23 protein-coding genes and 1 pseudogene are annotated in these 23,533 nt (G+C 65.9%); 5 read left to right on the top strand and 19 right to left on the bottom strand.

What is annotated here, in order from left to right:
- Position 1: 1 nt before the first annotated feature.
- From HUX88_RS11295 to HUX88_RS11240, 12 genes are read right to left on the bottom strand one after another with little or no spacing between them, the layout of a single operon-like run.
- Entirely contained in the window at positions 2 to 2,353 is a 2,352-nt protein-coding gene (locus tag HUX88_RS11295) for an MMPL family transporter (protein WP_176361852.1), read from the bottom strand.
- A complete protein-coding gene (locus HUX88_RS11290) occupies positions 2,350 to 2,958 on the bottom strand; it encodes an outer membrane lipoprotein carrier protein LolA (protein WP_176361851.1) in 609 nt (202 codons plus the stop codon). Before HUX88_RS11290 ends, HUX88_RS11295 begins: the two co-directional genes overlap by 4 nt.
- Complete coding sequence (locus HUX88_RS11285; protein ID WP_176361850.1) at positions 2,955 to 3,389, bottom strand: thioesterase family protein; 435 nt, start codon at positions 3,387 to 3,389, stop codon at positions 2,955 to 2,957. The genes HUX88_RS11290 and HUX88_RS11285 overlap by 4 nt, the downstream gene beginning before the upstream one ends.
- Positions 3,376 to 4,947: a histidine ammonia-lyase gene (gene hutH, locus HUX88_RS11280; protein ID WP_176361849.1), complete on the bottom strand. Its 1,572-nt coding sequence runs from the start codon at positions 4,945 to 4,947 to the stop codon at positions 3,376 to 3,378. The genes HUX88_RS11285 and hutH overlap by 14 nt, the downstream gene beginning before the upstream one ends.
- Positions 4,934 to 5,875, bottom strand: coding sequence for an acyltransferase (locus tag HUX88_RS11275; protein WP_176361848.1), 942 nt, complete (start codon positions 5,873 to 5,875; stop codon positions 4,934 to 4,936). Before HUX88_RS11275 ends, hutH begins: the two co-directional genes overlap by 14 nt.
- On the bottom strand, positions 5,872 to 6,621 hold the full coding sequence (locus HUX88_RS11270) for a glycosyltransferase family 2 protein (protein ID WP_176361847.1): 750 nt from the start codon (positions 6,619 to 6,621) through the stop codon (positions 5,872 to 5,874). The genes HUX88_RS11275 and HUX88_RS11270 overlap by 4 nt, the downstream gene beginning before the upstream one ends.
- Positions 6,614 to 8,365 carry an AMP-binding protein gene (locus HUX88_RS11265; RefSeq protein ID WP_176361846.1) on the bottom strand — a complete coding sequence of 584 codons (1,752 nt, stop codon included), beginning with the start codon at positions 8,363 to 8,365 and terminating at the stop codon, positions 6,614 to 6,616. Before HUX88_RS11265 ends, HUX88_RS11270 begins: the two co-directional genes overlap by 8 nt.
- Positions 8,358 to 8,903, bottom strand: coding sequence for a hypothetical protein (locus tag HUX88_RS11260; RefSeq protein ID WP_176361845.1), 546 nt, complete (start codon positions 8,901 to 8,903; stop codon positions 8,358 to 8,360). Before HUX88_RS11260 ends, HUX88_RS11265 begins: the two co-directional genes overlap by 8 nt.
- Positions 8,904 to 8,908: 5 nt before the next feature.
- The gene (locus tag HUX88_RS11255) at positions 8,909 to 9,178 is read right to left on the bottom strand and encodes an acyl carrier protein (RefSeq protein ID WP_229213384.1); all 270 of its coding nucleotides are present in this window, start codon (positions 9,176 to 9,178) and stop codon (positions 8,909 to 8,911) included.
- 11 nt (positions 9,179 to 9,189) lie between these two features.
- Entirely contained in the window at positions 9,190 to 9,444 is a 255-nt protein-coding gene (locus tag HUX88_RS11250; RefSeq protein WP_043481206.1) for a phosphopantetheine-binding protein, read from the bottom strand.
- Complete coding sequence (locus HUX88_RS11245; RefSeq protein WP_176361844.1) at positions 9,437 to 10,222, bottom strand: 1-acyl-sn-glycerol-3-phosphate acyltransferase; 786 nt, start codon at positions 10,220 to 10,222, stop codon at positions 9,437 to 9,439. The genes HUX88_RS11250 and HUX88_RS11245 overlap by 8 nt, the downstream gene beginning before the upstream one ends.
- The gene (locus HUX88_RS11240; RefSeq protein ID WP_176361843.1) at positions 10,215 to 10,946 is read right to left on the bottom strand and encodes a beta-ketoacyl synthase chain length factor; all 732 of its coding nucleotides are present in this window, start codon (positions 10,944 to 10,946) and stop codon (positions 10,215 to 10,217) included. Before HUX88_RS11240 ends, HUX88_RS11245 begins: the two co-directional genes overlap by 8 nt.
- 382 nt (positions 10,947 to 11,328) lie before the next feature.
- On the opposite strand from HUX88_RS11240, the gene HUX88_RS11235 reads away from it, so the two are divergent.
- A complete protein-coding gene (locus HUX88_RS11235) occupies positions 11,329 to 11,886 on the top strand; it encodes an outer membrane beta-barrel protein (RefSeq protein WP_176361842.1) in 558 nt (185 codons plus the stop codon).
- 63 nt (positions 11,887 to 11,949) lie between these two features.
- Here HUX88_RS11235 and HUX88_RS11230 read toward each other — a convergent pair whose 3' ends face one another.
- The 5 genes from HUX88_RS11230 to HUX88_RS11210 all read right to left on the bottom strand — a co-directional run bounded on the left by HUX88_RS11230 (position 11,950) and on the right by HUX88_RS11210 (position 18,168).
- Positions 11,950 to 13,020 (bottom strand): ABC transporter ATP-binding protein, encoded by a 1,071-nt coding sequence (locus tag HUX88_RS11230; RefSeq protein WP_176361841.1) that lies wholly within the window; start codon positions 13,018 to 13,020, stop codon positions 11,950 to 11,952.
- A 38-nt stretch (positions 13,021 to 13,058) separates the two neighbouring features.
- Positions 13,059 to 14,834, bottom strand: coding sequence for an iron ABC transporter permease (locus tag HUX88_RS11225; RefSeq protein ID WP_176361840.1), 1,776 nt, complete (start codon positions 14,832 to 14,834; stop codon positions 13,059 to 13,061).
- A gap of 81 nt (positions 14,835 to 14,915) precedes the next feature.
- Positions 14,916 to 16,004: an ABC transporter substrate-binding protein gene (locus HUX88_RS11220; RefSeq protein ID WP_117014958.1), complete on the bottom strand. Its 1,089-nt coding sequence runs from the start codon at positions 16,002 to 16,004 to the stop codon at positions 14,916 to 14,918.
- Positions 16,005 to 16,039: 35 nt separating this feature from the next.
- Complete coding sequence (locus HUX88_RS11215) at positions 16,040 to 17,011, bottom strand: tripartite tricarboxylate transporter substrate binding protein (protein ID WP_117014957.1); 972 nt, start codon at positions 17,009 to 17,011, stop codon at positions 16,040 to 16,042.
- Positions 17,012 to 17,100: 89 nt separating this feature from the next.
- Positions 17,101 to 18,168 (bottom strand): porin, encoded by a 1,068-nt coding sequence (locus HUX88_RS11210; RefSeq protein ID WP_117014956.1) that lies wholly within the window; start codon positions 18,166 to 18,168, stop codon positions 17,101 to 17,103.
- A gap of 219 nt (positions 18,169 to 18,387) precedes the next feature.
- On the opposite strand from HUX88_RS11210, the gene HUX88_RS11205 reads away from it, so the two are divergent.
- The 4 genes from HUX88_RS11205 to HUX88_RS11190 are packed head-to-tail and all read left to right on the top strand — an operon-like array spanning position 18,388 to position 21,174.
- Positions 18,388 to 19,113 carry a response regulator gene (locus tag HUX88_RS11205; protein ID WP_117014955.1) on the top strand — a complete coding sequence of 242 codons (726 nt, stop codon included), beginning with the start codon at positions 18,388 to 18,390 and terminating at the stop codon, positions 19,111 to 19,113.
- Positions 19,114 to 19,136: 23 nt separating this feature from the next.
- Positions 19,137 to 20,615 (top strand): sensor histidine kinase, encoded by a 1,479-nt coding sequence (locus tag HUX88_RS11200; RefSeq protein WP_176361839.1) that lies wholly within the window; start codon positions 19,137 to 19,139, stop codon positions 20,613 to 20,615.
- 57 nt (positions 20,616 to 20,672) lie between these two features.
- On the top strand, positions 20,673 to 20,828 hold the full coding sequence (locus HUX88_RS11195; RefSeq protein WP_217916299.1) for a hypothetical protein: 156 nt from the start codon (positions 20,673 to 20,675) through the stop codon (positions 20,826 to 20,828).
- Positions 20,829 to 20,832: 4 nt separating this feature from the next.
- Positions 20,833 to 21,174, top strand: a complete 342-nt coding sequence (locus HUX88_RS11190; RefSeq protein WP_176361838.1) for a ribonuclease E inhibitor RraB — start codon at positions 20,833 to 20,835, stop codon at positions 21,172 to 21,174.
- Positions 21,175 to 21,192: 18 nt separating this feature from the next.
- Here HUX88_RS11190 and HUX88_RS11185 read toward each other — a convergent pair whose 3' ends face one another.
- Both HUX88_RS11185 and HUX88_RS11180 read right to left on the bottom strand, forming a co-directional pair.
- Positions 21,193 to 23,178, bottom strand: a complete 1,986-nt coding sequence (locus HUX88_RS11185) for a serine hydrolase (RefSeq protein WP_229219294.1) — start codon at positions 23,176 to 23,178, stop codon at positions 21,193 to 21,195.
- 17 nt (positions 23,179 to 23,195) lie between these two features.
- Positions 23,196 to 23,533: pseudogene (locus HUX88_RS11180) on the bottom strand (alpha/beta hydrolase); the annotation flags it as partial.

Raw genomic sequence — 23,533 nt, 5'->3', positions numbered from 1 at the left:
ATCAGTCATTGGAGCTTTCTTTAGTGGAGCCAAAACAAGGGACGATCAACCAGACCAGCGCTGTCCCCAGCAGCATCGTCAGGCCGAACGCCTGCAACGCCGGAGTGGAACTGAGTCCCAGCAAACCGAAGGACAAAATCGTATTCGCCGCCGACATGCCGACCGCCAGCCACGGCGTGCGGTCGCGCCGGTCGGGATGCTCCTGCATGAAGATGCCGTAATCGACGCCGACGCCCAGCAGCAGCATCAGCGCCAGCACGTGGAACAGCTGGAGGTTCTGCGACGCGAAGCCGAGCAAGGCCAGCGTGGCGATGCTGGCCAGCGCGGTCGGCGCCAGCACGCGCCAGGTCCGGCGCCGGTAGCGCGGGAACAGCAGCGCGAACACCACGGCATAAGCGCCAAGCACCACCCAGCTCATATACTCGCGATAGCGGCCCAGCACCGACGAAATCTCGGCCACCTTGTCGACCCACTGCACGCCCTGCAATCCATCGGCGGCCAGCCGCACCTGCGGCACAGCGGCGCCGGACAGGCCGCGCAAGGCGACGATGCTGGCGTAGACGCCTTTTACTTCGCCCAGCCACAGATGGCGCCATGGCTCGCTGGCCGGGGCTTTCAGGAAATCGTCCAGCGTCAGCGGCGCCGCAGCGGTACGCAGGCCGGCGGCGGTGGCGGCGATCCACTGCGCGTCCTCGCCGGTCTGCGCGGCGACGGCGTGCAGCGGGCCGCCGGCGGCCAACAGCTTGTCCTCGATCAGTTGGCGGCGCGCGGCCTGGGTGCGCGCGGACGGCACCCAGTTGGACATCGCCTGGTAGCCGCCGATGCGCCCCGCTGCAGCCATCAGGTCCAACCGCGCCTTCAACGCCTCTTCGCGCTGCAGCACCGTCTCGACGGAGTCGCCGCGCACCAGGAAGTACTGCACCGGCGTCGGCGCGTCCAGCAGCTTGCTCAATTTGAGCTGGTCGGCGATCAAATGCTTGGGCGGATTTTGCAGCAGGCGGATATCGTCGTTGGCGCCAAGGCGGCTGACGCCATAACCCGCCGCCAGCGCGAACGCCACGGCGGCCAGCAGCGTGGCGCGGTTCATGCGCAGCAGCGGCCAGCGCTGCAGGGCCGCGCCATAGCCGCGCACCAGCGCCCCGCTCTTCAGCGTGCGGCCGCCGATCAGCGCCGGGAACCAGCACACCACCGTCAGCCAGGCGAACACCAGGCCGAGCGCGGAGAACACCGCCATCTGGCGCAGACCGGGGAACGGCGTCAGCGCCAGTCCCATATAGCCGATCACCGCCGCCAGCAGGGTCAGGCCCAGGCCGGGCAGCAGGCGTTTCAGCAAGGCCGGCGATGCCAGCTTCTCGTCCGCCGCGAGGCGGTTGCACAGAAAGTAGATGCCGTAGTCCTGCGCCACGCCGATCAGGCTAGCGCCGAACACCAATGTCATCAGGTGCACGCGGCCGAACAGCAGCCAGCACACCGACAGCGCGCCAAGACAGCCGATGCCGATCGACAGCAGGATCAGCGAAATCGGCTTGAACGAATGGAAGGCGAACCACATCAGCAGCACGATGCCCAGCAGCGAGCCGATGCCGATGGTGGACACCTCGCCGCTGGCCTGGGCGCTGGCGTTGGCCGCGTGCAGGATCACGCCGGCCTGTATCAATTCAACTTGCGGGGTCGCCTTGCGGGCGGCGTCGCCGGCCTGCTTCAGCAAGGGCAGTACGGTTTCCTGCGCCGTCATCGACAGCGCGGGCACCTTCAGCGTCAACGGCAGCAGCACGTACTGGCGCTTGGCATCTGCGACGAACAGATGGCCGTCGCGCGGACGCACCGGCGTTTCCTGCGCACGCTCCTGCAACCAGCCGGCGAACAGGCCGAAGGGATCGTCGCGCCACGAGCCAACATTGGGGCCGCCGAATGGGCTATACAGTTTGCCGAGCGCCGCCTCAAGCCAGAACTGCGCCGGCTGCGTGCGCAGTTGCGCTTCCTGCTGCGCCGTCAGCAGCACCAGGCGATGGCGTTGGAACAGCGACAGCCAGTCGCTCTGCGTTTGCTCGCCGATCGGCGTCGCCTCGAAGATATCCTTGCGGGACGCGAGCACCGCGCTGTAGGCGTCGGCCGCTCGCTTGGCGTCCTGCCAGTCGGCCGCGCCGACCAGCACCACCACGCGCTGCTGCGCCGCGTCGACCATGTGGCTGAACGACTGCTGGAGCAACGGATCGCGCTCCTGCACCGGCAGCAGCGCCATGATGTCGGTGTCCGGCACGATGCGCTGCACCAGCCACAGATAGGCGTTATGCCCCAGCAGCAGGCAGACAGCAAAGGCCCACAGCAGCGCGAATTGGCGGGTACGATTCAAAACAGCGCCGCCTCTTCCTTGCTCATCGCGGCGTCGCCGGACTGGATCGCGGAGAACACGATGGTGGTGCGATCGCCGCCGGCGTCGCCCATGACGATGGTCTTCACGTACGCGCCGCCATCGAGCTTGATGGTGCCGATGGCCTTCTCCAGCGCCGGCTGGCGCGGCTTGAGCACCACGTTCCAGCTGCTGGCGTCAACCGTGCCGTCCACCTCGAACAGCGTCTCCAACTGTGCCAGGTCGCCGGACAGCAGCGAGAACAGCACGTTGTTGATCATGCGGACCGTCGGCTCGGTCTTGGCGTCCAGGCGCATCGCCACGCGGTCGCCCTGGTAGTTGACGATCTCGTCGCGCGTCAGGCGCAGCGTGCTGGGGAAAGGCTGCAAGGTGCGCCACAACACGCCCTTGCCGGCGACCACGCAGAAGCGGCCGTTGGCGGCCAACGGTTTCTTCATGCCGGCCAGCTGCTTGCTCTGGTCGAAGTGGCCGCACATCACGGGCGGCTTGGCCAGCATGGACTGGATCTTCGCCACCGGTACGGCGGCATGGACCTGCCCCAGCGCGGCCAGCGCGGTCGCCAGCAAGATTGTTTTCATCGGCTTCATACTGGTTCTATCCCCAATTTTTCAAACAGCACAGGAGGCGACACGAAGCACATCTCCTTGGTGGCGATATCGACGGCGACCATGGTGGTGCTGGCGCGGTTCAGGCGCTTGCCGGTGGCGGCGTCGGTGATCAGGTAGTCGATCTTCAGGCGGTTCTCCCACTCGACGATGTCGGCGCGCAGCTTGAGGGTCTGGCCGAAGGTGGCCGAACCGATGTAGCGCAGCTGCATGTCGATCACCGGCCAGGCGTAGCCGGACTCCTTCATCTGCGGGTAGTTGTAGCCGATCTTGTCCAGCAGCGCGCAGCGCACCACCTCCAGGTACTTGACGTAGCGGCCGTGCCAGACGATCTCCATCGGATCCAGGTCGAAGAACTGCACCTGCATCTCGATCTCCGCGAACCAGCGGCTTTCCTTGTTAGTTCGGCGCATACAAATCCCATGCCTTGGCGCGGATACGTTCCAGCAGCAGGCGCAAGTCCGGCTCCAAGCGACGGTCTTCCTCCACCGGCTTGATGTCGGAGCCCAGCGTTTCCTGCATCGCCGCCAGCGCGGCCTGCGGTTGCAATTCCGGGCTGACCTGGCAACGCAGCCACACGCCCTGGCGCACGGTGATCAGCAATGCCGCCACCACCTGCTCCGTCAGCTCCAGCACGCGCAGGCAGTCGCGCGCGGCGATGGTGCCCATGCTGACCTTGTCCTGGTTGTGGCACTCGGTGGAACGCGAGAACACCGAAGCCGGCATGGTCAGCTTGAGCGCTTCCGCCGTCCACGCCGAGGCGCTGATCTGCAAGGCCTTCAGGCCGTGGTTGATCGGCGCGCGCGCGCCGGTGGCGCCGGACAGGTTGGCCGGCAGGCCGTGGTTGTAGCGGCTGTCGACCAGCAGCGCCATCTGGCGGTCCAGCAGGTCGGCCAGGTTGGCGACCGCGTTCTTCATGCCGTCCATGGCGAAGGCGATATGGCCGCCGTAGAAGTGGCCGCCGTGCAGCACACGTTCATTGTCGGCGTCGATCAGCGGATTGTCGTTGGCGCTATTGAGTTCATTCTCGATCGACGAACGGAAGAACGGCAGCGCATCGGCCAGCACGCCGATCACGTGCGGCGCGCAGCGGATCGAATAGCGGTCCTGCAGGCGCTTGCCGTTGCGTTCCCACTGGTCGGTCGGCAGGTCGCTGCGCAGCCACGCCGCCACCTGCTGCATGCCGCCGTGCGGCTTGACAGAGAACAGCACCTCGTCGAAGTGGTGGGCGTTGCCGTCCATCGCGAACGAGGCCATCGCCGTGATGCGGGTGGTCAGCCGGACCAGGTATTCGGCGCGGTCGTAGGCCATGCAGGCCAGCGCGGTCATGACGGCGGTGCCGTTCATGATCGCCAGCCCCTCCTTCGGCCGCAGGCGCAGCGGCGCGATGCCGGCTTCCTGCAAGGCCTGCGCGGCCGGCACCTGCACACCGTCGCGCCACACTTCGCGCTCGCCGCACAGCACCGCCGCCAGGTAGGACAGCGGCGTGAGGTCGCCGCTGGCGCCGACCGAACCCTCGGATGGAATCAGCGGCAGCAGGCCGGCGTCGAGCAGGCGCGTGATCTGCAGCAGCAGCTCAACGCTGACGCCGGAATAGCCCTTGCTCAGCGACGCCAGGCGCGATGCCAGGATCGCCCGCGTCTGCGCCGGCGTGAAGTACTCGCCCAGGCCGACGCCGTGGTAGGTGTACAGATGATGAGGCAGCTCGGCCACCAGCTCCGGCGGCACCACCACCGTGCAGGAGTCGCCGTAGCCGGTGGTGACGCCGTAGACGGTGCCGTCCTCGCGCAGCAGGCGGTCGAGGAAGTCGGCGCCGCGCGCGATGGCGGCGCGGAAGGCTGGATCATCCGACAATTCGGCGACGGCGCGGCCTTGCGCGATGTCGACGATGTCCTCGATCGTCAGGCGGCTCTGGTCGAAGCGTACGGCGCGCGGCGCGGTGCGGAGTTGGGCTATGTCAGCGAGGTGCATCGGATCGTTCCAATTGGGGTAAGTGCCAGAAATCGTAAAAATTAAACCACTGCAGCGGCGCGCGCAGGCAGTAATGCTCCAGGCGCCGCGCGTAATCGTTCGCCAGTTGCTGGAACGCGGCTTCGCGGCCCTGGCGCGGAATGCGTATGACGTCGCGGAAGGCCTCGAAATACAGCGCCGGGCGCTGGCCGTCGCGGATGGAGAACAACAGGAACACCGGGCATTGCAGGATATTGGCCAGCACATAGGGGCCGACCGGGAACGGCGCCGGCGCGCCCATGAAATCGGCCAGCGCCACGCGCGGATTGTGCGACACCGGCACACGGTCGCCGGCGATGACCACGAACTCGCCGCGCGCCACGCGCTCGGACAGCAGGATGGCGGTGGCCGGCGACATCTCCGTCACCTGCATCAGATTCAGCTGGCTCTCCGGATTGAGACGGGCGAGCATGTCGTTGAAGGCCTGCGCGTGCTTGGTGTGCACCAGCACCGTCATCTTGATGTCGCGGCGCTGGCGCGACAGCACGCGGCACAGCTCCAGGTTGCCCAGGTGGGCGCAGATCAGCAGGCCGCCCCGCCCGGCCGCCGCCGCGTCGGTGATCAATTCGCTGCCGTGCAGGTCCACCGTATCGAGCTTGAACAAGCCGCCCCACAGCAGCATCTTGTCGAGGATACTCTCGCCGAAGGCGGCGAAGTGGCGCAGCACGCCCGGCATGGCGGTCGACGTGTAGCCGGCCACGCGGCGCAGATACGCCTGCGAAGCACGGCGCGGCCGCGGCTTGCTCAACACATACCAGCCCAGCACCGGATACAGCACCACGCGGAACGGCCAGCGGCCGAACACACGGGCGATCCAGAACAACAGGCGCATGCCGCCGACGAAACTGATCTCGTTGATGGAGGCCCAGTGCAGGCTGCGCGCGGTCATCGGACCTGCCTTTTACGCGCCAGCAGGCGGGGAATACGTGGCAGCATGCCGAAGAACAGCTTCGTATGCATCCACGAGATCCGCACGTTGTCGCTCCAGACGCGGAAGTGCGATACGCCGTCCGACGGATAGCTGACGCGGGTCGGCAGGTTCACCACTTGCAGGCCGTCCCAGAACAGCCGCACCAGGATGTCGGTGTCGAAGTTCATGCGCGCGCCGATGGCACTGCGCGCCGCCAGCGCATTGACCGGCGCCACCGGATAGACGCGGAAGCCGCACATCGAATCCTTGATGTCGAACGACAGCGTATTAATCCACACCCAGATGTGGGTGGCGTAGCGGCCGTACAGGCGCGCCTTCGGCACCGATTCGTCGTAGACCGGATGGCCGGCGATAATGGCGTCCGGACAGGCGACGGCTTGCGCCAGGAACTTCGGCACGTCGGCGGTTTCGTGCTGGCCGTCGGCGTCGATCTGCAGCACATGGGTGTAGCCCAGTTCCGCCGCGCGGCGGAAGCCGCTCAACACAGCGACACCCTTGCCCTGGTTCTGCGCCAGCCGCACCAGCGAGACCGTGCCTGCATGCTGCCGCGCCAGCGCGTCCAGCACGGCGGCGCAGGCGGCGCTGCTGCCGTCGTCGACCAGGATGCACGGCGCGCCGTGGCGCAGCAGTCCGGCCACCACCGCGCCGATCGCGTGTTCGTGGTTATAGACCGGCACCACGATGCAAGGTTTGAAATCACGCATCCGCGTCTCCCAGCATGACGCGGCCGCTGGCATGCTGGCCCGCCTCGGACAGGTAGCGGAACTGCAGGCAGCCCTTGGCCACATCGTGCAGCAGCTCCAGTCGCACCGGGGTCTCCGGCTGTATCACCTGCTGGAACTTGAGCGCGTTGATGCCCTTGAACTGCAAAGGCAAACTGAAATACCGGCGGCCGTAATGGATCGCCCAGTCGACCTGCACCACGCCCGGCAGGATGGGCGCGACGTCGAAGTGGCCGTCGAAATACAGCAGGTCGGCCGGCGCGCTCACTTCCAGCAGCACGCGCAGCGGCTCGCGTTCCAGTTCGCGCACCTGCGGCAGGCGTGGGCGGCGGGCGGCCGCGCCCTCGTCGCCGTCGAGCAGCGCCAGCAAGGCGGCCAGCGTGGTCTTGCCCTGTGCGTTGACCGGCATCTGGTCCAGGTAGCGCCAGCGGCGCGGCAGCGCGACCGCGTCCACCACCGCCGCCAGCACGGCGCGCAGGCGCGCGTTGAATGCTGGCTTGCCTTCGGCGTCCAGCTGCGCGCGGCCCGCCGGCGTCGGCACGATGAACGCGGCCAGCCGCTGGCGTTCGCCGGCGCCCGGTTCGCACAGGACGATGCGGACCTCGGCGGCCATGCCGCACGCCAGCAGCGCCGCTTCCATCGCGCTCAGCGAGATGCGCTTTTCCTCGATCTTGACGATGCGGTCGCTGCGGCCCAGCAGCAGGAAGCGCTGCTCGCCGACGCGCGCGGCGCGGTCGGCCAGCGCCAGCCAGTTGTCGTCGGCCAGGTGCGGCGAGCGCACCTCCAGCGTGTCGTCCGCCGCGCCGAGGCGCCATGCCACGGTGGGGAAAGGCCGCCAGGCGTCGTCGGTGATGCCGCTGCGCTGGCGCCAGGCCACGCCGCCCGTCTCCGAGCTGCCATAGACTTCCACCGGCACGCTGCCCAGCAAGCGTCCCGCGGCCAGCGCCGTTTCCGCCGCCAGCGGGCCGCCGGACGAAAACACCGTCCGCAACATGCCGGCCGCGCCGCGCCAGTCCAGGTGCTCCGGCAACCGCTTCAGGTGCGCCGGACTGGCCACCAGCACGCACGGGCCGGCGGCCATGCCTGCCGCCAGTTCCTCGGGATAGGTGATGCTCAGCGCATGGATCGCGCGGCCGGTACTGAGCGGCCACAGGACCTTGAACAACAGGCCGTAGATGTGCTGGTGCGAGACGGTCGCCAGCACGGCGGCGTCGCCGGCGGTGGCGCCGAACAGCACATCGAGCGTTTCGACTTCGCTCGCCAGCTGCGACAATTTTTTAGGAATGGCTTGCGCCGCGCCGGTGCTGCCGGACGTGAACACGACCAGCGCCGGCAAGTCGGCGGACAAGGCGCCGCCCATCCGCAGCGCCGTGGATACCTCGTCCGTTTCGGCGGGCTGCATCGGCCGCAGCTCCGCGGGGAACTGGCCGAGGAAGCCGTCCACCGATGGGCGCAGGGCGGCGCAACTGGCCTCCAGCGTATCGGCGCTCAGCCAGACGGTTTTGCCGGCATGCCAGGCGCCCAGCAGGGCCGCGCTGAATTCCAGGCTGTCGTCGAGGTACAGCGCGAAATCGCTGCCCTGCTGGCCGCGCAGCAGCGCATGCCATGCGTGCGCGCGCGCCAGCCAATGCGCGTTGTCGATGGCCGCGCCGGCGCGCCAGCCGGCCAAGCCGCCGGCGGGCCGCGCCGCGATGGCCGCGTACAGATTTTCGATCCGGTCAGACATGATGCAGACGCTTGAAACGCAGGCGCACCAGATACTCGCCGCCGAACAGCAACGCCATCAACCCGTACGAGATCACGCCGGTGTACAGCGACCACACGGCCTCCGACATCCACAGCGCGGTGGCGAAGGCGATCAGGCCGTTGACGACAAAAAAACCGCACCACACCTGCGTCACCTTGCGCATATAGGCTTGCGCCACCGGCGGGAAGTCATCGCCGCGCAGGCGCGCCATGCGCTCGACCGCCGACATCGGCGTCGCCAGGCTGTAGCCGAAGCCCGCCAGCAGCGCCGCATTGACCAGCACCGGATACAGCTTCAAAGGCAGCAGCAGATTGCTCCAGACCGCGCACGCCATCAGCACCAGCGCGCCCGCCGTCGACCAGCGCGCGACGCCGCTCAACCTGAGCGCGGGCAGGCGCGTGGCCACGGCCAGCAACAGCAGGCCGGCCAGCCAGCGCGGCTCCACCTGTCCATGCCCGAACCAGATCGCCAATGGATACAGCAGCGTCACCGCCACCGTCAGGACAGTCATCGGCATCGTACTTACGCCGCCTGCTCCGTCATGCCCGCCAGCGCGTCGACCACGTCGCCGATGGTGCGGATGGTCTTGAACACTTCCGGCTGCAAGCGCTTGCCGGTCAGCTGCTTGAGCTTCACCGCCAGGTCGACCGCGTCGATGCTGTCGATGTCCAGGTCCGAGTACAGGTTCGAGCCGGCGCTCAGGTCGGCCTTGTCGAGTTCAAACATCTCGGCCAGCAGATCGACCACCCAGATCTGCAACTGGTCTTTGCTCATGTCGTTCAAATCAATCATGTGCAGCTCCCTTATTTCTTTCTATGGCTATCGATCATCGCCGCCAGCGCCTGCACCGAGGCGAAATGGCGCCGGGTGTCCTCCGAATCGGCGGACAGCGAAATCCCGTACTTCTTCTGCAAGGCGACGCCCAGTTCCAGCGCGTCGATCGAATCCAGGCCGAGGCCTTCGACGAACAGCGGCGCCGCGCTATCGATATCGGCGGGCGTGATGTCCTCCAGCTGCAGCACATCGATGATCAGTTCTTTCACTTCCAGTTCAAGCATGGTTTTGGCACTTCCCGGTAAAATAGTTCTGTAAAAATTCAGTCAACTGGCGCGCCGCCATCACATCGCTGGCCGCCCCCTCGGTGAATGCCGCCACTTCCAGGTCGTCCTGGACCTCGATGCTGATCGACACGCGGCGCGGCGGCACGCGCCACCACTTGTCGCCCTTGCCCAGCGTGGCCGGCTCGCAGCGGATCAGCACCGGCGTCATGTCGCGCGCGCCGCGCACCGCGATGTTGGCCGCGCCGCGCTTCATGCTGATCACGCCGTTGGCCGGCGTGCGCGTCCCTTCCGGGAACACGATCAGGTTATTGCCGCGCCGCAGAGAGGCGATGCAATCGTCCACCAGTTCCGCCCCGCCCTCGTTGTTGATGTAGCCCGCCGCGCGCACAGGTCCGCGCGTGAACGGATTGTTCCACAGCGCTCCCTTGACGATGCAATCGGCGTTCTTCACGAAGGCCATCAGGAACACGGTGTCGATCAACGTCGGATGGTTGGCCAGTATCAGCAGGCCGCCACGGTCCAGCTTCTCCACGCCGCGTATATCGTAACGCAGCACGCCCAGCGCGCGCATCAAATCCACATAGCTGCGAAAGGCCCGCCGTATCACCGTGCGCGCCGCCGTCACGCGCCGCTCCGGCTGGCGCACCACCACGTTCAGCGCCGGGAACACCAGCACCCGCAACAGCAAGCCGCCAACGCCGAACACCAGAAAACTCAATCCCGTGGCGAACACGCGCCAGTACCGCGACAGCGTGGCCGGCAGCCCGTCACGCATCGCGGCTCCAGCTCCAGCGCAGGCGCCCGTCGCAGCGCTCCAGCGCCCGTGCACCGCGCAGCTGGAAGCGCGCCACTTCCAGGCCGCCCGGCATGCCGGCCGACGGCGGCTCGGCGCTCGCGGTCCAGTTCAGCGATATCGCGTCGTCCGCCGCTGGCGTCAGCAGCCACGCCCACGCATACGGCTGTTCTTCGCAATCCTGGAACGGCGCAAACAACTCCGGCAAGGGGCAATCGCAGGCCACCAGCAGCACCTGGGACGCGCCGTCCGCCATCAGGCCGCAGGCCTCGATGACGGCATGCTCGATGGTGGCGGCGCCGGCGGCCAGCGCCAGTTGATTGGCGCGGTCGCCGCGGGCGATGCTCAGCAGCCCGGCGATGGCGTTATGCACCGACATGCTGAACGCCGTCGGCGACAACGGCTCGCCGCGCGCCAGATCGCTCAACAACTCCAGCGAACGCGCGACCTCGCCGTGGCGAGAGCAGAAGATCGTGGGGATATCGGTGCGGCCGTCGAGACATTGGTATGCCACTTCCAGCGCCATCTTACCGAGAAATCCGGCGCGGCGGCGCAGCATCGCCGGCATCGCCTGGACGCCCGGCTCCGCGCCCGCCTGGATCGCAAACGGCGTCTGCGCCCAGCGTTCCCAGGCTTCGGGGCCGGACAGTCCCGGCGCCCACGCCGCGTGGCGGGAAATAGAAAAACTGACACCGTTCGTACGCATGTTATCAAATAATCCAGAGCTTTGAGATTGAAAAAAGGTACGACCTCATGCTCACATGCCGCAGAAATGCCAGCCGACGTACTTTTCAAATTATAAACGACAGTTCTTGCACCCAGCGCAAACAAATAGACTTAGAGCAACAATTTTATCTATTTCTCCCAACTTTTGTGCAATTGACAGGGTGGATTCTCTCCAAAGATCACTTTTTTTAGCAGAAGTAAGCGGGGACGATAGGAAGCGAAAATACGGCTTCCAGCCCGCATGCCAGGGGCAACTTGCAGGATTTAGTATCAAACTGTATAATGTTGCTCCCGCGAAACGAAACAGCCGGTACATGCCGCTTGTTCCGCTTCGCATTTTAGCCACTTCAGGAACAAAAATAATGAAACAAATCACCGTATTCGCAATGATCGCCGCCCTGGCAGCTCCACTGGCAGTTCAGGCTGAAGGCTACTACGTCGGCGGCAACATCGGCCGCGCAGAACAAAAAGCGGACGTCGGTTCGGCTTCGTTCAAGGAAAGCGCTACCGCATACAAGCTGGTAGGCGGTTTCAACTACAACAAAAACTTCGGCGCCGAAATCGGCTATGCAGACCTGCGCGAAGTGACGGTTTCCGGCAACGGCGCATCGATCAGCTCGAAGCCGTCGGCGTTCTACGTCGCAGCCACCGGCACCCTGCCACTGAACGAACAGTTCTCGTTGTTCGGCAAACTGGGTATCGCAGCCGCCCACGAAAAACTGACCGCCACCTACGGCCGTTTCACCGACTCGGGCACCGACAACCGCACCACCCCGTACATCAGCGTTGGCGCAGCGTTCGTGCTGAACAAGCAAGTAAGCTTCGTAGCTGAATACGAAAACTTCGGCAAGGTCGCCAAAGACGGTTCGGCCAACATCAAGGCCGACATGTTCTCGGCTGGCGTACGTTACAGCTTCTAAGCTCGCGCAAATAAAAAAAGCCCCCATAGGCACCAGTGCCGATGGGGGCTTTTTTTTAAACCGTCAGAACACCCAGAGTTTATCGGCCGGCATCTGCAGCCAGTACCTGCCTGCTTCCAGCTTGTACTTGGAGTAGGCGCGCAAACTCATCTCCGGTCCGTCCTCGCTCTTGAACAGGCACTCGAAGCGGTCGCCCAGGTACATGCAGGTCAGCAGCGGCAGCTCGATCGCGTTCTCCACCGGCGTCGCGCTGATCTTCACTTCCTCCACGCGGATGATGGTCGACGGCTCGCCGCCGCCGGCGCCGCGCGCGGTGCCACGCAGCGGCGTGGAGCCCACAGACAGCGTCACGTTGGCGCCGTCGCGCTGCACCACCTTGGCCGGCAGGCGGTTGTTACTGCCCATGAATTCGGCGGTGAACAGCGTGTCCGGCGTTTCGTACATGCTTTGCGGCGTGCCTTGCTGCTCGATCTTGCCGTTGTTGAGCAGCAGGATGCGGTCCGAGATCGCCATCGCCTCGGCCTGGTCGTGCGTGACCATCAGCGCCGACAGGCCCAGTCGCACGATCAGCTCGCGCAGGAAGGCGCGCGCCTCCTCGCGCAGCTTGGCGTCCAGGTTGGACAGCGGCTCGTCCAGCAGGATCACCGGCGGGTTGTACACCAGCGCACGGGCGATCGCCACGCGCTGCTGCTGGCCGCCCGACAGCTGGTGCGGGAAGCGCTCGGCCAGGTGGCCCAGGCCCAGGTTCTTCAGCACGTCGGCGACTTTGTCCTTGATTTCGGTGGCGCCCATCTTGCGCAGCTTGAGGCCATAGGCGACGTTGTCGAACACCGTCTTGTGCGGCCACAGCGCGTAGGACTGGAACACCAGCCCCAGGTTGCGGTGCTCGGCCGCCATCTCGAAGTTTTTCGCGCCGTCGAACACATTGCGGTCGCCGATGGAGATGGTGCCCCGCTTCGGGCTTTCCAGTCCCGCCACGGCGCGCAGCAGCGTGGTCTTGCCGCTGCCCGAAGGCCCCAGCAGCGCCACCACTTCGCCTTTTTGCAGGTGCATGGACACGCCCTTCAGAATCTGGTTGGCGTGGGCGCCGGTGCCGTAGTCCAGGTGCAGGTCGTTGACGGTCAGTTCATTCATGATGAGGTCTCGTTTCATAATTTTTATCAGTTATGCACTCAGTTGTGTAACTTCACGCCAAAGCGCAGGGCCACGCCCAGGCCGATGGCCACCAGCGAAATATTGATGAACGATAGCGCCGCCACCAGGTCGGTGGAACCGGTGGCCCACAGCGACACCAGCATCGCGCCTATCACCTCGGTGCCCGGCGAGAGCAGGTACACGCCGGTCGAATACTCACGCTCGAAGATCAGGAACACCATCAGCCACGCGCCCAGCAGGCCGTATTTGACCAGCGGGATGGTGACGTCGCGCGTCACCTGGCCGCGCGATGCGCCGACCGCGCGCGCCGCCTCCTCCAGCTCCGGGCCCACCTGCAGCAGCGCGGTCGAGATCAGGCGCATGCCGTAGGCCAGCCACACCACCGAATACGCCAGCCACAGGGCGAAGATGGTCGAGCGCACGGAGCGCAGCAGCGGTATCGCGTTCTCGCTCAGCCACAGCGCCACGCCGTTGTCCATGCCCTTCAACATGCCATCGAGCCAGCTCGGGACGAACAGGAACACCCACAGGAAGGACAGGCCGGCCAGCAGGCCGGGCACGGCGCGCGGCACCAGCACGCTGTAGTCCAGGAAGCGGGTCACGCCGTCCGGCTTGCGGTGCATGGCCAGCGCGATGGCGCAGTAGCAGATCACCGCGAAGGCGCCGCCGATCACGCCGATCAACACGGTGTTGAGGATGCCGCGCATCAGCGCCGGCTGCTCCATGATTTCGCGGAAGTGCTGCAGCGTCAGCACGTCGCGCAGGTTGACGCCCTCGCCCCAGTACTGCACGAAGGAGCGCAGCACGATGCCCGACATCGGCATGATGATGGTGAACATCAGCCAGCCGAAGATCAGCGCGAAGGCCAGCCATTTCCATTTACCGAGCGGCATGGACTTCGAACGCGCGCCCTTGCCCTTGATCGACACGAACTTGTTGGCCGACTTGAGCAGCCAGCGCTGGATCATCACCAGCGGCATCGTCACCATCACCAGGCAGACGGCGACGGCGGCCATCAGGTGGTAGGACGGCGTGCCCAGTTTGTTGGTCAGCTTGTACAGATAGGTCGCCAGCACCAGGTGGCCCTCCGGATCGCCCAGCACCAGCACCAGGCCGAACACCTCGAAGCCGAGGAAGAACACCAGCACCGCCGCATACGCCAGCGCCGGGGTGATCATCGGCAGCGAGACGTTGAACATCACCTGCAGCGGCGAGGCGCCGGTCACGCGGGCCGCCTCCTCGACGTCGGAGCCCAGGCTTTTCAGCGCGGACGAGGCGTACAGGTAGACGTGCGGCACGTGCGTCAGGCCGGCGATCACCACGATGCTGGTGAAGGAGTAGATGTTCCACGGGATGAAGCCGAGGATGTCCTTGGCCCACAGCGAGTAGAAGCCCACGGGGCCCATCGAGACCACGTAGCCGAAGCCCATCACCATCGGCGAGACGAAGATCGGCACCAGCAGCATCGGCGCGATGAAGCCGCGGCCCGGCAGGTCGGTGCGTATCATCAGGAAGGCCAGCATGCCGCCCAGCGGCACGGCGATGGCGGTCAGACCGGCGGCCAGCAGGAAGGCGTTCTTGAAGGCCACCGAGAAATCGGGATCCTCGAAGATGAAGCGGTACGCGTCCAGCCCCAGTTCCTTGGCGGGCATGAAGAACGGCGCGTTCAAAAAGCTTTGGTAGAAGATCAGCAGCAGCGGCAGGAAGATGGCGGTGGCGGCCAGCGTCACCACCACGCCGCGCGTCCAGTTGATGCCGCGCCGGCCGGAGCCGGAGAGAGTCAGAGTTTGCATAGGAATTCCGTTTTGTACGTACGCGTGCGGGCACCCGGCCCGCTGGTCGGCGGGCGGGTTTTACGGCGGGTGAGACGTTGCTTACTTCTTACCTGCGGTTTCTTTCCACTGCTTGAGGAAGGCCATGCGTTTGGCCGGTCCCAGGAATTGCAGCACGATAGGATGAACCGGCACCGGCTTGATGTTGTCCTTGCCGATCTGCTTGATCAGGTCCGCCGACGTGGTCTCGCCGGTGACGTCGGCGCGGATCGCGAACAGCTTGGAGTCGTTGGCGATGATGGTCTGGCCGCGGTGCGACAGCATGTAGTCCAGCCACAGCTTGGCGGCGTTGACGTTCTTGGCGGCCTTGTTGATGAAGAAGACGCGCGACAGCACCAGCGTGTAATCCTTCGGCAGCACCACGCCGATCGACGGATCGGTCTTGGCGCGCACCAGCGCGTAGGAGCCCAGCACGTTGTAGCCGATCAGGTTCTCGCCCGACGAGATACGCTCCATCATGGTGCCGGTGGACGACTGCACGCGCACCTTGGCCATGCCGAAGGCGTTTTCCAGATCCAGGAACTTCGGATTCTCGCGCGCGTCCTGGGTCATGAACATGAAGCCGACGCCGGATTTCTCGATGTCGTAGGTGGTGACCTTGTCCTTGAATTTGGGCTGCGTAATGAGCTTGGCGAAATCGGCGTGCGTCTGCGGCACTTCCTTGGCGTCCATCAGGCGCTTGTTGTAGACGATGGCGGCCGGCTCGAAGGTGGTGCCGTAGGCCTGGTCGTCCCACACCGCCCAGCCGGGGATCTTGGACGTCTCGACCGATTTGTATTTGAGCGCGTAGCCGTCGGAGGCCAGGCGCATCTGCAGGTCCATCGCGGAGGACCACAGGCCGTCGGCGGTGTTGCCGCCGGCCGCCACTTCGGAGATGAAGCGGTTGTACACCTCGGTGGAGTTCATGTCGTTGTATTCGACGGTGATGCCGGGGTAGAGCGCGTTGAAATCCTTGATCAGCGGCTGGGTGGCCTTGCTGTCCGTGGCGCCGTAGATCACCAGCTTGCCCTCTTTCTTGGCGCCGTCGATGATCTTCTGGTAGTCGGCGGGATAGCCGGCCGGCACCTGTGCGAAAGCGGCGCTTGCAAACAGGGTGGCGCATGCAGCGGCCAAAGTCGTTTTCAACATCATTTTTTTTGTCTCCGTCGTTTTATAGGTATTGGTGTTCAGCGCACCAGACCGAGTTCGGCGGCGCGCCTGCCGTAATCGTCCACGGCCTTTTTTACATATGCTGCCAGCGCATCGCCGGTCAGCCCAAACGGGAACAGACCCGACGCCGCGCGCATTTGCGCGAACTGCGGACTGGCCAGCACCCGGTCGAAACTCGCGACCCAGTGCCGATAATCCGCATCCGACACTTGTGGCCCCATCCACAGACCCCGGATGATGGGCCACACCACATCGATGCCCTGCTCGCGCGCCGTCGGCACATTCGCCAACACGCCCGGCAGGCGGTGCTCCGCCAGGATCGCCAGCACCCTGGTATTGCCGCCGGCCGCGTACAGCGTCGCCTCGCTGGCGTCGCCGGACACCACCTGCACCAGGTTGGCGTGCATCGCGGCGAAGGCCTCTCCGCCGCCCTCCAGCGCCACGAAGCGCAGCACCTTCGGATCGACGCCGGCGGCCTTGACCACCATCGCCATCTTCAGCCAGTCCTGGCTGCCGATGGTGCCGGACACGCCGATCAGCACCTTCTCCGGATGATCCTTCAGCGCCGTCACCAGCTGCCCCAAGGTCTTGTAGGGCGAATCGGCGCGCACCGCGATCATGCCGTAGTCGGCGCCCAGCGCCGCCACCCAGCGTACATCGGACGACGTGGCCTTGCCGAACTTGCCCTGCGCCAGATTGAGCAGCGAGCCGCCCGAAAAAGCCACCAGCGTGTTCGGCTCCGCGCGCCGCTGCGACACCAGCGAGTGCCAGGCCACCGCGCCGATTCCGCCCGGCAGATAGCTGATGTGCATATCCGACGGCGGCGGCTTCGGCGTGCCGCTCAAGCCCTGCAAACCCTTTTGCGCCAGCTTGCAGGTGAGGTCCATCGCGCCGCCCGGCTTGGACGGCACGATGCACTCCAGGCCTGCCGCTTGCGCTGCAGCGCTTAGCAAGAGCGCGGCAATCAAAGCCAGCAAAACTTTAGTCATCTTGGTAGGTATCTTAGAACGGTGAAGCTTTCAAAGCGCTTTCAGAACGCGGCATTTTTCGTGAAAAACGCCGCGCTCTTTTCCTCGGCTTAGAAGCGGTGCTGCATGCCGACGACCAGGCCGTGCTGGCTGGTGCCGAAGCCGGCGTCGTCGCGCGACAGGCCGGTCAACTGGCCATTCTTGGCCTTGGCGTAGGCGGCCGACACATGCACGTCGGTGCGCTTGGACAGTGCGTAGCGATAGCGCAGCACGTACATGGTTGGATCGGCGTCCTTGCCGGCGGCGACGTTCTTGACGTTGACGTGATAGACAGCGCCGGTCAGCGTGGTCACCTCGTTGGTCTTGTATGCGATACCGGCCCAGGTGGTGGTGGCGTCGACGTCGGCGGTCAGCGCCTTGCCGGCGACCAGTTTGTAGTCGCGCACCACGCCCCACAGTTTCAGCGGACCGTTCTCATAGTTCGCGCCCAGGTGCCAGACGGTGTTCTTGTCACGGTTGCCGGTGGCTGGAACGGTGTTGCCGTTGTTGCGCTCCCAGGTCGCCATCAGGTTCACGGCGCCCAGGTTGTAGGCGCCGGTGAAGCCGTATTTGGCGCTGTCCTGCGCGCCGGTGGTCTGCTCGCCGGCGGCGTAGTTGGCGCCGAACTTGAAGTCGCCGACGGTGCCGGAGTACTTGATCAGGTTATCGTAGGCGGTGGTGAAGCCGTATTTGCTAGGACCGGTCGCGGGACCCGAAGTGGCCCACGAGTAGTAAGGTGCGAAGCCCATTGGATCGTAGGCGATCACGGTGTCGTACACGCTGCTGAACGAACGGCCGATGACCACGCGGCCAAAAGCGCCTTCCAGGCCGACGGTGGCCTGGCGCTTGAACAGCACGCCGTCCTGCGCGCCGGTGTCCATCAGGATGCCGCCTTCCAGGTTGAAGATGGCTTTCAGGCCGCCGCCCAGGTCTTCGCTGCCACGCAGGCCCCAACGCGAAGTATTCATGCCGCCCGAGATCACGCTGGTCTGGCTGCCGCCGGTTGCCGATTTGTTATTGGCCGATTCCATGCCAACGTCCAGCAAGCCGTAGACCTGCACGTTCGATTGGGCGTGGGCGGCGCCGCCAGCGGCTGCCGCCAATGCCATGATAGCGAGGGTCAACGAGGTTTTCTTCATGTATGTCTCCAGAGGGATATAGTTATTTGTGACGCCTGATCGGTGCAATCAGGCTGCCACTATAGGAGTCACTTCCTTTCAATTACCTTTCACTGCTACTTCGGCGAGGATTCCTGTCGTCCATGCACCACAAATCAGGCGGGGACTTCCCTTTTGAGGCGGCTGCGCCCATGATTCTGGCCTTACACTGAACTTATTTCATATGGTTGGCAAGAATTTATGCGTATTCTGTTAGTTGAAGACCACACCGAGTTGTCGCATTGGCTGTCCAAAGCCCTGCGCGACGCCAACCTGACGGTGGAATGCGCGGACAACGGCGCCGACGCCGACGCCCTGCTGCACACGCAGGATTACGCGCTGGTGATCCTCGACCTGACCTTGCCGCGCATGGACGGCCTGGAAGTGCTCAAGCGCCTGCGCGCGCGCGGCGGCCCGCGCGGCCAGACTCCCGTGCTGATACTGACCGCGCGCGGCGGACTGGAAGACCGCGTGCAGGGCCTGAACCTGGGCGCGGACGACTACCTGGCCAAACCCTTCGAACTGGCCGAGCTGGAGGCGCGCGTGAAAGCGCTGCTGCGCCGCAGTGTCGGCAACGAGTCGCTGGTGCACAGCTGCGGCGCGCTCAGTTTCGACACCGTCACGCGCATGTTCACCTACGCCGGCGTTCCGCTGGCGCTGACGCCGCGCGAACACGCGGTGCTGGAGACGCTGATCACGCGCTCCGGCCGCGCGGTCTCGAAGGAGAAGCTGTTCGACGAAGTGTTCGCGCTGGCGGACGACGCCAACATCGATGCGATCGAGCTGTATATCCATCGCGTGCGCAAGAAGCTCGACATCGCCGCGCCGGATGCCGCCGTCATCACCACGCTGCGCGGCATCGGCTACCTGCTGCAACCACGGCCCGCGCCCATCCCCGCGCCGGCCGGCGGCGCCAAGGGCGGCTGACGTTGACCGGGGCCGGCCTCCGCATGCCATTGCTGGCCAGGCTGGCGCGCCGCTTCGGGCCAAGCGCGCCGCTCGGCAGCCTGCGCGGCCAGCTGCTGCGCTGGTTGCTGGGGCCCTTGCTGGTGCTGGTGGCGTTGAACACCCTGTCGGTCTACCACAACGCGCTGGACGCCGCCGATGTCGCCTACGACCGCTCGCTGCTGGCCTCCACGCGCGCGCTGGCGGAGCGCGTCTCCATCGTCGACGGCAAGGTGGTGGCGGACGTGCCCTACGTGGCGCTGGACAGCTTCGAGACCGATACGCTGGGCCGCATCTACTACAAGGTCACCGGCATCAACGGCGAGACCGTGTCCGGCTACGCCGACCTGCCGCCGGTGCCGGCCAACGTGCCGCGCTCGGAGGCCTATCCGGCGCTGGTGCGCTTTTATCACGCCAACTACAACGGCCAGCCGGTGCGGATCGCCGCGCTGCTGCAGCCGGTGTACGACAGCTCGATGCGCGGCATCGCGCTGATCCAGGTGGGCGAGACGCTGGAGGCGCGGCGCGGCCTGTCCAACCAGATCCTGTTCGACACGCTGGCCTGGCAAGCCTTGCTGCTGCTGGCGGTGGCGCTGCTGGTGTGGTTCGCCGTGCGGCTGGTGCTGCAACCGCTGATGCGGTTGAAGATCGCGGTGGAGACGCGCAGCCTCAATGATCCGTCCGACGTCGATCCGACGCTGGTGCACAAGGAGGTGCGGCCGCTGGTGGCGGCGATGAACAGCTCCCGTTCGCGCCTGCACATCCTGATCAGCAGCCAGCGCCGCTTCATCGCCGACGCCTCGCACCAGCTGCGCACACCGCTGACGGTGTTGAAGACCCAGGCCGAACTGGCGCTGCGCGAATGCGACCGGCCCGGCGCCGATCCGCAGGCCACGCGTGCCGCGCTGCGCGAGATCGTCCACAGCATCGCCGCCACCACCGATTCGACCGTCAACCTGGCCAACCGCCTGCTCACGCTGGCGCGCATCGAACATGGCGGCGACGCCGACGGCGCGGCGGCCCAATCGGAGCCGGTCTCGCTGCGCGACGTCGCGCGCCAGGTCGGGCTGGAGATGGCGATGGCGGCGGTGGCCAAGCAGATCGACCTGGCGCTGGAGGCCGACAGCGAATGCGTGGTGCGGGGACAGGCCCTGCTGCTGCACGAGATGATCGCCAACCTGGTGGACAACGCCTTGCGCTACACGCCGCAGGGCGGCACGGTGACGCTGCGGGTGCTGCCCTACATGAGCGGCGTGGTGCTGGAGGTGGAGGACAGCGGCCAGGGCATCGCGCCCGCAGAGCGCGAACGGGTGTTCGCGCCCTTCTACCGCGCCGCCGCCACGCTGGAGCGCAACCCCGGCGGCGCCGGCCTGGGCCTGGCCATCGTGCGCGACATCGCCACGCTGCACGGCGCCGCCATCGCGCTGGACGACGCCAGCGGCGGCCAGGGCCTCAAGGTCACCGTCACCTTCTCCCGCGCCTGACCCGCCACCGCCGCTGCGGTAAAATACGCCCAACAACGTTAGCGTCAGGGGCAAATCATGAGCGAGCAGGACATCCGCTGGCTGCAGCGCCTGTCGAATTACCGGCGCGCGCTGACGCAGCTTAAGAAATTCGTCGATCACGGCCCCCTGAACGAGCTTGAGCAGCAAGGCCTGATAGTGGGCGTGTCGTTCTATCACCGCAAGAAGGAATAAGTAGATGATCACCAAAGAAGACATGGTCGAGCTGTTTGCCGACATGAAGCAGAACGCGCCGTGGGATAGTGCCAAGCCGCTGTTGTGGGGCTATTTTTTCGCCGACCCGACCAAGAGCAAACTCGAAGGCGCCTCGGCCCAGTTGAAGGCCAAGGGCTATCAGGTGGTCGGCATCTACGACTCCAAGCCGGAAGCGGAAACGCCGGCGCTGTGGTGGCTGCACGTTGAAAAAGTCGAGAAGCACACGGCCGACACGCTGCACGCGCGCAACCAGGAGTTCTACAAGTTCGCCGAAGAACACCAGCTCGAATCCTACGACGGCATGGACGTCGGCCCCGCGACCTGATAGGCGCGGATATCCACCTCACATCTCGGTGAACAGGTACTCGCGCTGGCCGTCGTGCAGGGTCAGCGTGCGTTTGCTGTCCTTGCTCCCGACGACCAGCTCGAAGAAGTCCAGGCCCGGCGTAATCGTCAGCAGCGACACCGTGCCATCCGCGTTCGCATGCGTGGCGACCGCGGTCTTCCACTCCCCGGCGTCGACAAAGGTCTGCTTGCCACGCCGGCTCACCACCAGCTCACCCAGTTCATCGCTGTGGTAGCGGCTCGCCAGCCTGGACGCCACCGCGGGCGCGGCCGGCACCGTGTAGCGCGCGCGGCCCGCCGCGTGGCCGGACCGGCTGGCCGCCGCAGCCAGCCGCAGGTCTTCCAGCGCTTCCGGCTTGCCGTCATATAGCACTTCGAGCAGGTAGCGCTGGAAGACCGGCAGCAGCGCATAGCCCTCGTCGGCGTTGAGCATCAGCACGGCGCCGACACCGGCCTCCGGCAGCAGGTAGAAATTGCTCTTGAATCCGGGCAGGCTGCCGCCGTGGTCGATCACCTGCACGCCGTTCACCTTCATCACTTCGAGTCCCATGCCGTAGCTGGTGTCGTCGCCGGCGGCCACCTGGGGAGCGCGACGCGCCAGCAGGTTGGCGCTCGACACCAGCTGCCGGCCGTCCTCCAGCCGGCCCTGGTTGGCCTCCAGCTGGACGTAGCGGATGAAGTCGTGCGCCGAGGTCCATGCGCCGCCGGCGGGCCTGTGCGGAACGATGCTGCCGTCCATCTCGGTGCCGGTGACGCGCAGCTGGTTGCTGTAATCGATGGTGTGCGGACTGGCGTGGTTGCCACCGGTCGCCCTGGCCATGTCGAAGGTGGTGCCGCGCATGCCGAGCGGTGTAAAGATCCGCTCCTGCATCGCCCGGTCGTAGGCCGCGCCCAGCTCCATGCCGGGGTGCGCCAGCGCGCCGCCGATGTAGCCGGCCGCCGACGCCATCAGGTTGCTGTACTGGTACAGTTCGCCGAAATTGCTGGTCGGCTTCATGTTGGCCAGCAGGCCGATCGACGAGGCCGGGCTGGCCTGGCCAAACTCGAACATCATCTCCAGATTCTGCTGCGGCAGGCCGGTGCAGGCGCACACCAGATGCTTGAAGCGCACCCTGGCGGTGGTGTCCGCGTCGCCCAGCCTGAAGCTTGGGTAGAGCTCGGTGACGGACTGTTCCCAGCGCAGCTTGCCCTCGTCCGCGAGCGAGGCCAGCAGCAACGTCGTCATGCCCTTCGTGTTGGACGCGGCCATGAACAGCGTGTCGGCATCCACCGGTTCCGGCCGCCCGTGCCGGCGCACGCCGACGCCGCCCTCGTAGACGACCTGGCCATGATCGAGCAAGGCCAGCGCCGCGCCGGGAATGCGCAACTGCCGGATGCCGTCGGCGACGAAGGCGCGCAGGCGCGCGATGCGGGCGGCGTCCAGCGGATGCGGCTGGCGTCCGGCGAAGGACTCCGGCTTGTAGCCCGGCGGGTGCACGCTGCCCCGCATCATCTCCAGCGCGGCACCGCGCTTTTGCACGGTCGCCACGCCGCCGTCGAGCGCGACCACGGTCCATTTGCCGCCGCTGCGCAGCGCGACCGCGTTGGCGACCCTGCGTTCGTTGGCGGGCAGCTCATAACCGGCCGCGACGCGCTCGTCCCAGCCTTCGCGGGCCGGCTCGCGCGTCAGGCTTGCGGCCACGCGTTTCACCCCGGGCCGGAAGCGCGACCAGGCCGCTTTGAGCGCGGCGGCGGCATTGGGCGCATCCACCTCGATCAGCGCCAGGGCGGCGTCGAGCTCGGGCGCATCGAGCACGGTCATGCCTGCCTCGCGCCGCACGCTCCAGTCCAGGGCGCCGGTCAGCTGGGTTCCATGCCCGCTCAGCAGCGGCGCGTCGGCGTCGAGCTTGCCGGTGCGGACGGCGTCGGGCGCCGCAGCCAAGGCGATGGACGACTGCAGCAGGCCAAGCAGCGCAAGGCTGGTAAGTTGAAACGGTATGTTCATGCGGTTCCCTTTGGATTTCACTGTGCCAGCGCCTGCACGGCTTTCGCCAGGTTCGCCCGGAAGCCCGCCATGGCCTGCGGACTCTTGCCGCCGGCCGTCCCCAGTGCGACCGCCTGCTCGAACTGCGCCTTTGCCTGCAAGGGCTGCTTCAATTCGAGCAGCAGTTCGCCGTAGCTGTCATGCGCGTTGGCCGATGCCGGGAAGGTGTCGGCGTTGAATTTCATGACCAGCGCCGCCAGCTCGGGCTGTTTGCGTTTGCCCAGCACCATGTAACCAAGACCGTTGATCTCGCTCTCGCTAAAACGACTTTCCTTCAGCGCGCTGTCGACAAGCTGCCCGGCCTCGCCGCCGCGCT

The organism is Duganella sp. BJB1802 (genome assembly GCF_013369445.1).
In the GTDB taxonomy this organism is placed as follows: domain Bacteria; phylum Pseudomonadota; class Gammaproteobacteria; order Burkholderiales; family Burkholderiaceae_D; genus Rugamonas; species Rugamonas vulcania_A.
Note: the sequence above shows the minus strand (reverse complement) of the source record. Positions and strands in the feature narration are given on the sequence as shown.

Coding starts and splice junctions, on each gene's coding strand:
- HUX88_RS11290 (WP_176361851.1), bottom strand. CDS start 2,958: ATGAAGCCGATGAAAACAATCTTGCTGGCGACCGCGCTGGCCGCGCTG.
- HUX88_RS11285 (WP_176361850.1), bottom strand. CDS start 3,389: ATGCGCCGAACTAACAAGGAAAGCCGCTGGTTCGCGGAGATCGAGATG.
- hutH (WP_176361849.1), bottom strand. CDS start 4,947: ATGCACCTCGCTGACATAGCCCAACTCCGCACCGCGCCGCGCGCCGTA.
- HUX88_RS11275 (WP_176361848.1), bottom strand. CDS start 5,875: ATGACCGCGCGCAGCCTGCACTGGGCCTCCATCAACGAGATCAGTTTC.
- HUX88_RS11270 (WP_176361847.1), bottom strand. CDS start 6,621: ATGCGTGATTTCAAACCTTGCATCGTGGTGCCGGTCTATAACCACGAA.
- HUX88_RS11265 (WP_176361846.1), bottom strand. CDS start 8,365: ATGTCTGACCGGATCGAAAATCTGTACGCGGCCATCGCGGCGCGGCCC.
- HUX88_RS11260 (WP_176361845.1), bottom strand. CDS start 8,903: ATGCCGATGACTGTCCTGACGGTGGCGGTGACGCTGCTGTATCCATTG.
- HUX88_RS11255 (WP_229213384.1), bottom strand. CDS start 9,178: ATGATTGATTTGAACGACATGAGCAAAGACCAGTTGCAGATCTGGGTG.
- HUX88_RS11250 (WP_043481206.1), bottom strand. CDS start 9,444: ATGCTTGAACTGGAAGTGAAAGAACTGATCATCGATGTGCTGCAGCTG.
- HUX88_RS11245 (WP_176361844.1), bottom strand. CDS start 10,222: ATGCGTGACGGGCTGCCGGCCACGCTGTCGCGGTACTGGCGCGTGTTC.
- HUX88_RS11240 (WP_176361843.1), bottom strand. CDS start 10,946: ATGCGTACGAACGGTGTCAGTTTTTCTATTTCCCGCCACGCGGCGTGG.
- HUX88_RS11235 (WP_176361842.1), top strand. CDS start 11,329: ATGAAACAAATCACCGTATTCGCAATGATCGCCGCCCTGGCAGCTCCA.
- HUX88_RS11230 (WP_176361841.1), bottom strand. CDS start 13,020: ATGAATGAACTGACCGTCAACGACCTGCACCTGGACTACGGCACCGGC.
- HUX88_RS11225 (WP_176361840.1), bottom strand. CDS start 14,834: ATGCAAACTCTGACTCTCTCCGGCTCCGGCCGGCGCGGCATCAACTGG.
- HUX88_RS11220 (WP_117014958.1), bottom strand. CDS start 16,004: ATGATGTTGAAAACGACTTTGGCCGCTGCATGCGCCACCCTGTTTGCA.
- HUX88_RS11215 (WP_117014957.1), bottom strand. CDS start 17,011: ATGACTAAAGTTTTGCTGGCTTTGATTGCCGCGCTCTTGCTAAGCGCT.
- HUX88_RS11210 (WP_117014956.1), bottom strand. CDS start 18,168: ATGAAGAAAACCTCGTTGACCCTCGCTATCATGGCATTGGCGGCAGCC.
- HUX88_RS11205 (WP_117014955.1), top strand. CDS start 18,388: ATGCGTATTCTGTTAGTTGAAGACCACACCGAGTTGTCGCATTGGCTG.
- HUX88_RS11200 (WP_176361839.1), top strand. CDS start 19,137: ATGCCATTGCTGGCCAGGCTGGCGCGCCGCTTCGGGCCAAGCGCGCCG.
- HUX88_RS11195 (WP_217916299.1), top strand. CDS start 20,673: ATGAGCGAGCAGGACATCCGCTGGCTGCAGCGCCTGTCGAATTACCGG.
- HUX88_RS11190 (WP_176361838.1), top strand. CDS start 20,833: ATGATCACCAAAGAAGACATGGTCGAGCTGTTTGCCGACATGAAGCAG.
- HUX88_RS11185 (WP_229219294.1), bottom strand. CDS start 23,178: ATGAACATACCGTTTCAACTTACCAGCCTTGCGCTGCTTGGCCTGCTG.